A 10,351-nucleotide genomic window follows, 5' to 3' on the forward strand; every position below is an offset into this window, starting at 1 on the left:
CTTACTTGTACCTGATTGCGGGATTAATGGCGGCGTACAGCACATCCACCACTAAATTGATAAGAATAAACTCCAGGGAGAAGAGCAGTACCTCGGCCTGAATAACCGGATAATCACGCATCTCAACGGAGTCCACCAGCAGACGCCCCAGCCCTGGCCAGTTAAACACCTTCTCAACCACAATGGATCCGCCCAGCAGAAAACCAAACTGCAATCCCATCATGGTAATCACCGGGATCAGCGCATTGCGCAGCCCGTGTTTGAGAATAACCCAGCGTTCGCTCACTCCTTTGGCTCTGGCGGTACGCATATAATCTTCATTGAGCACATCGACAAAAGAGGCGCGGGTAAAACGCGCCATCACCGCCGCGACCGCAGCCCCGAGGGTCATGGACGGTAAAATATAGTGCTGCCAGCTGTCTGCGCCCACCGTCGGCAGCCAGCCAAGCTCAACGGAGAACACCTGCATCAGCAGCATACCCAGCGCGAATGCCGGAAAGGAGATCCCGGTGACCGCCAGCGCCATGCCGAGCCTGTCCGGCCAGCGATTGCGCCATACCGCCGCCGCAATACCGGCGACCAGGCCAAATAACATCGCCCAAATCATGCTGGCAATCGTTAACCAGAAGGTGGGGAAAAACCGACTGGCTATCTCCTCCACTACCGGGCGGCGGGAGGCCATAGAGATACCGAAATCGCCCTGTAATACATTGCGCATGTAGTGCCAGAACTGCACGTACAAAGGCTGATCCAGACCCAGTTGCTGACGAACCAGATTGACGACCTCGACGTCAGCCTCCGGTCCGGCAATCAGCCGCGCCGGGTCGCCGGGCAAAAGATGGACAAATAAAAACACCAGTATCGCCACAATAAGCAGCGTAGGAATAAGGCCCAGCAGGCGTTTTAAAACATAATTCAGCATGTCTGTTTTCCCTCACCCCACCGCCACTGCGACGGTGGGAATGAGTTATTTATTTCAGATCGGCGTTTTCAAAACTGAAACCGGTGTCCGGCATAATGTAGAACCCACTCAGGTTCTTGTTATGCGCAGAAACCAGTTTTTCGACAACCAAAGGCACCCAGGGAGATTCCTTCCAGATAGTATCCTGAACGTCTTTGTAAAGACGGGCTTTTTCTTCACTATTCGTGGTTTTTAACGCATCCGTCAGGTCTTTATCCACCTGTGGGTTGCTGTAGAAGGCGGTATTAAACAGCGTTGGCGGCCAGTTTTGCGAAGCAAACAGCGGCGACAGCGCCCAGTCTGCTTCCCCGGTGGAGGCCGACCAGCCGGTATAGAACATTCTTACGCCGCTCTCTTTCTGCCCTTTCGCTTCCACTTCCGCCGCACGCTGACCGGCATCCATCGCCGTTAGTTGTGCTTTAATGCCCACCTGCGCCAGCTGCTGTTGGGTAAATTGCAGCACCTTTTGCGCGGTGCTGTGGTTGTGAGACGACCACAGCGTGGTACTGAACCCGTTCGGGAAGCCCGCTTCCTTAAGCAACTCGCGCGCTTTCGCCGGATCATATTTCCATTCCGGGTAAGTCTGCGCATACGCCAGTGACGGCGGCACCACGCCCGTTGCCGGGGTGGCGTAACCGGCAAAAGCGACTTTTACCAGCGCCTGGCGGTTGATGGCGTAATTAATCGCCTCACGGACTTTGGGATTATCAAACGGCTTTTGCGTCACGTTCATGCTGATGTAGCGCTGCATGATCGACGGGCTGGCAACCAGTTCCAGTTTGCTGTTTTTCTCAAGCACTGCCGCCTGCTCGTAAGGAATAGGGAAGGCAAACTGCGCTTCGCCGGTTTGCAGCATTGCCGCGCGGGTGTTGTTGTCCACCACCGGCCGCCAGGTGATGGAGTCAAGCTTCGGTAGTCCTTTTTGCCAGTAGTCCGCGTTCTTTTTCACTTTCACAAAGTCGGTCTGGTTCCAGGTATCCAGCACGTAAGGCCCGGTTCCCACCGGATGGAAACCAATCTCCTTGCCATATTTTTCCAGCGCCGCTGGCGAGATCATGGCGGTTGCCGGGTGGGCAAGAATATTGATAAAGGCCGAGAACGGCGTTTTGAGGGTAATTTTCACGGTTGTGGCATCAACCACATCGGTTTGGGCGATGTTCTTATACAGGTTATAGCGCTTGAGCTTGTTATCGATATTGCTGGCGCGATCGAGGTTAGCTTTCACCGCCGCGGCATTAAAGTCGGTGCCGTCCTGGAACTTCACCCCCGGACGCAGCTTGATGGTATAAACCAGCCCGTCGTCTGAGACGGTGTAGCTTTCCGCCAGCACATTTTGCAGCTTCATGTCTTTATCAAGGCCAAACAATCCCTGATAGAAAGACTTTGCCACCGCCTGGGAGAGCGTATCGTTGGCGTCATAAGGATCAAGGGTGGTGAAATTCGAGCCCACCGCGACGACAACATCTTTAGCGGCCAGGGCCGGTGCAGCGCTTAACGCGGCCGCGACGGCAAGCGCCACCTGCCATTTACGTGGTACGTATTGTGTCATGTTGTTCTCCTGAATATCCCTGCCTGAATCGGTCAAAAACGAGATTGCGTGTTGCCTGGCGTCGTTCGGGCGACAAAGTGCCCGGGGCTGACGTTGTGTAACTGCACGCGCTCAACCCTGTCGCCACGCTTATGAATATTGCTGGGGATCTCATCCGACAGCAGTACCCGTTGCGCCCGGTGATGCGATGGATCAGCCACTGGCACGGCTGCCATCAGTTTTCGTGTATAGGGATGTTGTGGGTTTTCAAATACCGCGCGACGTGGGCCAATCTCGACTATTTGCCCAAGATACATCACCGCCACCCGGTGACTGATGCGCTCCACCACCGCCATATCATGGGAAATGAACAAAAACGCAATGCCCATTTCCTGCTGGAGATCTAAAAGCAAATTGATGATTTGCGCGCGGATAGACACATCCAGCGCGGACACGGACTCGTCGGCCACCACCACTTTGGGATTCAGCGCCAGCGCCCGGGCAATGCAGATACGCTGACGTTGACCGCCTGAAAATTCATGGGGATAACGCCAGGCATGTTCCGGCTCTAATCCCACGCGCTCCAGCAGCCATAAAACCCGCTGCCGGGCCTCTTCCTCACGCATAATGCCGTGCACCCGCAGCGGCTCCATAATGGAATAGCCCACGGTCTGGCGCGGATCGAGGGAGGCATAGGGATCCTGAAAAATAAACTGGATATCGCGGCGCAGGGGCTGCAATTTATTGGCAGGCAGCTTATCAATACGCACCCCGTTAAAGGTGATCTGCCCGCTCTGGCTCTCAAGCAGGCGCAACAGCGCTCGCCCGGTGGTGGATTTACCGCTGCCGGATTCCCCCACCAGCGAGAGCGTCTCACCCGGCCACAAATCAAAGCTCACCCCTTCAACGGCATGCACTTCGCGCGTGACGCGATTAAGCAGCCCGCTGCGCACCGGGAAACGGGCAACCAGGTCACGGACCTGCAAAATGGGCTTGCCAGGCACAACGGTGTCCTGTTCGGTCTCCGCCTGCGCGACGTAAGGCGGTTTTGAGGCCACAAGCGGAAAACGACGCGGCAAAGCGCTGCCATTCATCGACCCCAGCCGGGGAACGGCCGCCAATAACGATCGGGTGTAGGGATGCTGCGGCGCACTGAAGATCTGTTGCACGCTGCCGGTTTCCACCGCCTCCCCCTGATACATGACCAGCACGCGATCGGCAATATCGGCCACCACGCCCATATCATGGGTGATAAAAATCACCCCCATCGCCATCTCTTTTTGCAGTACGGCGATAAGCTGCAAAATTTGCGCCTGGATGGTGACGTCCAGCGCGGTGGTCGGCTCATCGGCAATTAATACCGCCGGACGGCAGGAGAGCGCCATCGCAATCATCACCCGCTGGCGCATCCCGCCGGAAAGCTGGTGCGGGAAGCAGGATAAAATGGCCGATGCTTCGGGAATACGCACCAGATCGAGCATTCGCCGGGCCTCCGCCAGCGCCTGTTCTTTGCCCAGTCCCTGATGCAGTCGAATCGACTCAGCAATTTGCTCGCCTACCGGGAACACCGGATTCAGGGAGGTCATCGGCTCCTGAAAAATCATCGCAATATCAGCCCCGCGCACGCTGCTAAGGCGGGAAGCGCTCAGCGCCGCGAGATCGACCAGCTCCCCGCTGCGTCGGGTCAGTTGCATATGCTCACACTCAACCTGCGCGCCGGCACTGTCCAGCAGGCGCAACAGCGACATGGCCGTGACCGATTTGCCGGAGCCGGATTCGCCAACAATCGCCAGCGTTTCGCCCCGTTTCAGCGTAAAGGAGAGATTCTTCACCGCCTGGGTGCGCTTTTTCTCATGGCAAAATGCAATATTCAGGTTGCTGACCGCCAGCACCTGTTGCATTTCGCCCTCAACCCCTTGCGCCATGCCGCTCTCCTTATCTACGTTTAATCCCAACGCGCTGCCTCATCCTGTTCGTTATCGTTGCCCGGATCACTTTTTCTATAAATATCATTATCGTCGTCACAACTTCAGACAATTTTTGAATATAGAAAGCCGATATCGCGATGTAAAGCCTGCATCTCATCTAAGCCGGGAGTAGTACATGCAGTGGAGTGGCGTTTTCTGCCATAATGCCCCCTTTCTTACCTTTGCTGGAGCGCACTCATGGAACACACTGCGGGTCTGATCCCTCTTGATTCGGCCCTGACGCAAATGCTGTCGGCGATTACGCCGCTGACAGAAAGCGAGACACTGCCGCTGTTGTCCTGTTTTGGTCGGGTAGTAGCCCAGGATGTTATTTCCCCGCTTAACGTGCCGGGTTTCGATAATGCCGCCATGGACGGCTATGCCGTGCGAATGGCCGATATCGACAGCCGCCAACCGCTGCCGGTGGCAGGCAAAGCCTTTGCCGGGCAACCCTTTCACGGTGACTGGCCAAAAGGTACCTGCATACGTATCATGACCGGCGCTCCCATCCCCGCAGGCTGCGAGGCCGTAGTGATGCAGGAAGAGACCGATGTTTCCGACGCGGGGGTGAGTTTTACGGCCAGCGTACGCAACGGACAGAATATCCGCCGTGCCGGTGAAGATATTCGTGCCGGGGCCACGGTTTTCCAGCCGGGTACCCGGCTGACCGCCGCTGAGCTGCCGGTTCTGGCCTCGCTGGGTATCCCGGAAGTCAACGTGGTACGTAAAGTTCGTGTGGCGCTGTTTTCCACCGGCGACGAACTGCAACTACCAGGGCAACCGCTGGCTGACGGACAAATCTATGACACCAACCGGTTGGCAGTCCACCTGATGCTTGAGCAACTGGGCTGTGAGGTGATTAATTTAGGCATCGTGGGCGATAATCCTGAGCTGCTGCGTGAAACCTTTATTGCCGCCGATACGCAGGCCGATGTGGTATTGAGTTCCGGCGGCGTCTCGGTGGGCGAAGCGGATTACACCAAAACCATGCTTGATGAACTGGGTGAAATTACCTTCTGGAAGCTGGCCATCAAGCCCGGTAAGCCTTTCGCCTTTGGCCGCCTGCAAAATAGCTGGTTCTGTGGATTGCCGGGTAATCCGGTTTCTGCGGCACTGACCTTCTACCAACTGGTACAACCGCTGCTGGCAAAACTGAGCGGCAGCAGCGCCAGCCCACTCCCCCTGCGTTTGCGCGCCCGGGCGGCAACCCGCCTTAAAAAATCGCCAGGCCGTCTTGATTTCCAGCGCGGCATCCTCAGCCGTGATGAAAGCGGCGAACTGGTAGTGAGCACCACCGGCCACCAGGGCTCGCATATTTTCAGTTCGTTTAGCCTCGGCAACTGCTTTATTGTGCTGGAGCGCGAACGCCAGAACGTTGAGGCTGGCGAATGGGTTGAGGTTGAGACCTTTAACCATCTGTTCGGAGGCTAGAGCGTGGAAGAGTTGAGTGATGCAGAGATGCTGCGCTACAACCGGCAGATAATCCTGCGTGGATTTGATTTTGACGGTCAGGAGCGGCTAAAGGCGGCAAGAGTGCTGGTCGTCGGTCTGGGAGGACTGGGCTGTGCGGCTGCGCAGTATCTGGCAGCCGCAGGTGTGGGGCAGATGACGCTGCTCGATTTTGACAGCGTGGCGCTTTCCAATATGCAACGCCAGACGCTGCATAGCGATGACCGTATCGGTCAGCCAAAAGTGGATTCTGCCCGCGTGTCACTTGCCCGTATCAATCCCCACGTTCAGCTCGAAACGATCAACGCGCTGCTGGATGACGCCGCGCTATTCGCCCGGATTGCGGCCCATGATCTGGTGCTGGATTGCACCGACAATGTGGCTGTCCGCAATCAGCTCAATGCCGGCTGCTTTACCCATAAAGTCCCGCTGGTTTCCGGGGCCGCTATCCGGATGGAAGGGCAAATCAGCGTCTTTACCTGGGGCGAGGATGAGCCCTGCTACCGCTGCCTGAGCCGCCTGTTCGGTGAAAATGCCCTGACCTGCGTGGAAGCGGGCGTAATGGCGCCTTTGGTTGGCATTATCGGTTCGCTCCAGGCGATGGAAGCCATCAAGGTACTGGCGCAATACGGCACACCTGCCCGGGGAAAAATCGTCATGTACGATGCCATGACCTGCCAGTTCAGAGAGATGAAACTGATACGCAACCCCGGCTGCGAGGTATGCGGAGGTTAACAGCAAAGGCAACGTCAGTTGCCTTTTTAGTGTCTGCTCCCTCTCCCCGTGGGAGAGGGCCGGGGTGAGGGCATCAGACCGCACAAGGTTAACAGCAAAGGCAACGCAAGTTGCCTTTTAGTCTTTGCTCCCTCTCCCCTCAAAATGTGAACTCCCGCAAGCTTTAACATCGTCACGACAGAACACCGCCGCAGAGTTGACCTTTATCAAATTAACTTTCATTCGAAAGTAATTTAATCTTCATATGCAAGACGAGGGCAGCCTATGATTTTCAATATTCAGCGCTACTCCACCCATGATGGCCCGGGAATTCGCACGGTGGTATTCCTCAAAGGCTGCTCACTGAGTTGCCGCTGGTGCCAGAATCCGGAAAGCCGGGCGCGCGGTCGCGAGATCCTGTTTGACGCCCGTTTGTGTCTGCAAGGCTGTGAACTGTGCCAGCAAGCGGCACCGACAGCCATCACCCGAGCCCTGAATGGCCTGATTATCCAGCGTGAAAAAATTAGCGAGGATGATGTTAACGCCCTCACCGATTATTGCCCGACCCAGGCGCTGAGCGTATGCGGCAACGTGCAAACCCTTGATGAGATCATGGCCACCGTCCGGCGCGATAAAGCGTTTTATACCCGCAGCGGCGGCGGTATAACCCTTTCCGGCGGCGAACCTTTTATACAGCCGGAACTGGCGCAGGCACTGTTTAAAGCCAGTCACAACGAGGGGATCCATACCGCAGTGGAAACCTGCCTGCACGTGCCCTGGCACTACATTGAGCCTTCGCTGCCCTGGGTGGATCTTTTTCTGGCCGATCTTAAACACGTCGACAGCGCCATCTTTAAACAGTGGACCGACGGCAACGCAAAACGGGTGCTGGAGAACCTGAAACGGCTGGCGCAGGCCGGAAAACAGGTAACGATCCGGGTCCCGCTGATCCCCGGATTCAACGCTGATGAACAATCCATAACTGCCATTACCCGTTTCGCCGCCGACGAACTTAACGTCCGCGAGATCCATTTTTTGCCGTATCACACGTTGGGCATAAATAAATACACCCTGCTCAATCAACCCTACACCGCGCCTGATAAGCCGCTTGATGCGCCCGCGTTACTGGCCTTTGCCAAAGACTTTGCCAGCCAGAAAGGGCTCACTGCGACATTACGAGGATAAAAAGATGACAACCTTACAGCTAACCACCCTCACCGACCGGATTAAGACCCATAAAAACGCACTGGTGCATATCGTCAAACCTCCGGTGTGTACCGAACGTGCGCAGCACTACACCGCCATTTACCAGGCGCATATGGATAAACCCATCCCCGTACGCCGCGCGCTGGCGCTGGCCCATCATCTGGCAGCCCGTACTATCTGGATCAAACACGACGAACTGATTACCGGCAACCAGGCAAGCGAAGTGCGGGCCGCGCCGATTTTCCCGGAATACACCGTTTCCTGGATTGAAAAAGAGATAGATGAACTGGCGGACAGACCAGGCGCAGGTTTTGCGGTCAGCGAAGAGAATAAACGTCTGCTGCATGAGATCTGCCCCTGGTGGCGCGGACAAACCGTGCAGGATCGCTGCTACGGCATGTTTACCGATGAACAAAAAGCGCTGCTGGAAACCGGCATTATCAAAGCCGAGGGCAATATGACCTCCGGCGATGCGCACCTGGCGGTGAACTTCCCTCTGCTGCTGGAAAAAGGGCTTGATGGCCTGCGCCACAAAGTGGATGAACGCCGCTCGCGCATCAATCTGACCGTGCTGGAAGACCTGCACGGCGAACAGTTCCTTAAAGCCATCGATATTGTGCTGGAAGCCGTAAGCCTGCATATCGAGCGCTTTGCCGACCTTGCACGCACAATGGCGGCTCAGGAATCCCGTGACGCACGCCGCCACGAGCTGCTGGCAATGGCAGAAAACTGTGATTTGATTGCTCATGAGCCGCCAAAAACCTTCTGGCAGGCGCTCCAGCTTTGTTACTTCATCCAGTTGATTTTGCAGATTGAGTCTAACGGTCACTCCGTCTCGTTTGGCCGTATGGACCAGTATCTGTATCCGTTTTACCGCCGCGACGTTGAAATTGATCAGTCGCTGACGCGGGAACAGGCGATTGAACTGCTTAATGGATGCTGGCTGAAACTGCTGGAAGTGAACAAAATTCGCTCCGGCTCGCACTCCAAAGCGTCCGCCGGTAGCCCGCTCTATCAGAACGTAACTATTGGCGGGCAGAAATGGGTGCACGGCGAGGCGCTGGACGCCGTTAACCCGCTGTCTTATACGATCCTCGAATCCTGCGGTCGTCTGCGCTCTACGCAGCCAAACCTCAGCGTCCGTTACCATGCGGGCATGAGTAATGATTTTCTCGACGCCTGCGTACAGGTGATCCGTTGCGGCTTCGGGATGCCGGCTTTTAATAATGACGAAATCGTGATCCCGGCGTTTATTAAACTCGGTATTGAACCGCAGGACGCTTACGACTATGCCGCCATCGGCTGCATTGAAACCGCCGTGGGCGGGAAATGGGGCTACCGCTGTACCGGCATGAGCTTTATTAACTTCGCCCGCGTGATGCTGGCGGCGATGGAAGGCGGCCGTGATGCCACCAGCGGGAAAGTGTTCCTGCCGCAGGAGCATGCGCTGTCGCAAGGCAACTTCGTAAACTTTGACGAGATACTGAACGACTGGGATCGGCAGATCCGTTACTACACCCGTAAATCGATTGAGATTGAGTACGTTGTCGACACCATGCTGGAAGAAAACGTGCACGATATTCTCTGCTCGGCGCTGGTGGATGACTGTATTGAGCGGGCAAAAAGCATTAAGCAAGGCGGGGCGAAGTATGACTGGGTTTCCGGGTTGCAGGTGGGGATCGCCAACCTCGGCAACAGCCTTGCGGCGGTGAAAAAGCTGGTGTTCGAACAGGGCATGATTGGGCAGCAGGAGCTTGCGCAAGCGCTGGCGGATGACTTTGAGGGGCTGACCCACGAGCAGCTTCGCCAGCGTTTAATTAACGGCGCGCCTAAATACGGCAACGATGATGACAGCGTGGATACCCTGCTGGCGCGTGCCTACCAGACCTATATTGATGAGCTGAAAAATTACCGCAACCCGCGTTTTGGACGTGGCCCGGTCGGCGGCACTTACTATGCCGGAACCTCGTCCATTTCAGCCAACGTGCCTTTTGGGGCCGCGACTATGGCAACGCCGGACGGGCGCAAAGCGAAAACGCCGCTGGCAGAAGGCGCAAGTCCGGCATCCGGAACGGATCATCTCGGCCCGACGGCGGTAATAGGTTCGGTGAGTAAACTGCCAACCGAATCGATTCTTGGCGGGGTGCTGCTCAACCAGAAACTGAACCCGGCGACCCTTGAAAATGACAGCGATCGCCAGAAACTGATGCTGCTGCTGCGGACCTTCTTTGAAGAACATAAAGGCTGGCATATTCAGTACAACATTGTGTCACGAGAGACGCTGATGGAGGCGAAACAGCACCCGGATCAGTACCGGGATCTGGTGGTGCGCGTTGCCGGATACTCGGCATTCTTTACCGCCCTGTCGCCGGATGCGCAGGACGATATCATCGCCCGAACAGAGCATACGCTGTAAGGAAGACTCTGCGGCCTGATGCCCTCACCCCGGCCCTCTCCCACGGGGCTGAGGAATCCCCAGAAAAAGTGAAAGGCACGATGAAGTGTGATCTACTGGTTGCGCTAACA

7 protein-coding genes are annotated in these 10,351 nt (G+C 56.2%); 4 read left to right on the forward strand and 3 right to left on the reverse strand.

Going from position 1 to position 10,351, the window contains the following annotated elements; genetic code table 11:
- Nucleotide 1: 1 nt before the first annotated feature.
- Genes gsiC through gsiA form a run of 3 tightly spaced genes read right to left on the reverse strand, consistent with a single transcriptional unit; the run spans nt 2 to nt 4,414 of the window.
- On the reverse strand, nt 2-922 hold the full coding sequence (gene gsiC / locus ACSZO4_RS12470; RefSeq protein ID WP_437889290.1) for a glutathione ABC transporter permease GsiC: 921 nt from the start codon (nt 920-922) through the stop codon (nt 2-4).
- A gap of 49 nt (nt 923-971) precedes the next feature.
- Nucleotides 972-2,510, reverse strand: coding sequence for a glutathione ABC transporter substrate-binding protein GsiB (gene gsiB, locus ACSZO4_RS12475; RefSeq protein WP_437889291.1), 1,539 nt, complete (start codon nt 2,508-2,510; stop codon nt 972-974).
- Nucleotides 2,511-2,542: 32 nt separating this feature from the next.
- On the reverse strand, nt 2,543-4,414 hold the full coding sequence (gene gsiA / locus ACSZO4_RS12480) for a glutathione ABC transporter ATP-binding protein GsiA (RefSeq protein ID WP_437889292.1): 1,872 nt from the start codon (nt 4,412-4,414) through the stop codon (nt 2,543-2,545).
- Nucleotides 4,415-4,654: 240 nt separating this feature from the next.
- On the opposite strand from gsiA, the gene moeA reads away from it, so the two are divergent.
- The 4 genes from moeA to ACSZO4_RS12500 all read left to right on the forward strand — a co-directional run bounded on the left by moeA (nt 4,655) and on the right by ACSZO4_RS12500 (nt 10,241).
- The gene (moeA, locus tag ACSZO4_RS12485; protein ID WP_437889293.1) at nt 4,655-5,887 is read left to right on the forward strand and encodes a molybdopterin molybdotransferase MoeA; all 1,233 of its coding nucleotides are present in this window, start codon (nt 4,655-4,657) and stop codon (nt 5,885-5,887) included.
- Nucleotides 5,888-5,890: 3 nt separating this feature from the next.
- Nucleotides 5,891-6,640: a molybdopterin-synthase adenylyltransferase MoeB gene (moeB, locus tag ACSZO4_RS12490; protein WP_437889294.1), complete on the forward strand. Its 750-nt coding sequence runs from the start codon at nt 5,891-5,893 to the stop codon at nt 6,638-6,640.
- Nucleotides 6,641-6,904: 264 nt separating this feature from the next.
- A complete protein-coding gene (locus ACSZO4_RS12495) occupies nt 6,905-7,804 on the forward strand; it encodes a glycyl-radical enzyme activating protein (RefSeq protein WP_437889295.1) in 900 nt (299 codons plus the stop codon).
- Nucleotides 7,805-7,808: 4 nt separating this feature from the next.
- Nucleotides 7,809-10,241: a formate C-acetyltransferase/glycerol dehydratase family glycyl radical enzyme gene (locus ACSZO4_RS12500; protein ID WP_437889296.1), complete on the forward strand. Its 2,433-nt coding sequence runs from the start codon at nt 7,809-7,811 to the stop codon at nt 10,239-10,241.
- Nucleotides 10,242-10,351 lie beyond the last annotated feature (110 nt).

Source organism: Phytobacter sp. V91, assembly GCF_965644225.1.
Lineage (GTDB): Bacteria > Pseudomonadota > Gammaproteobacteria > Enterobacterales > Enterobacteriaceae > CBFFRJ01.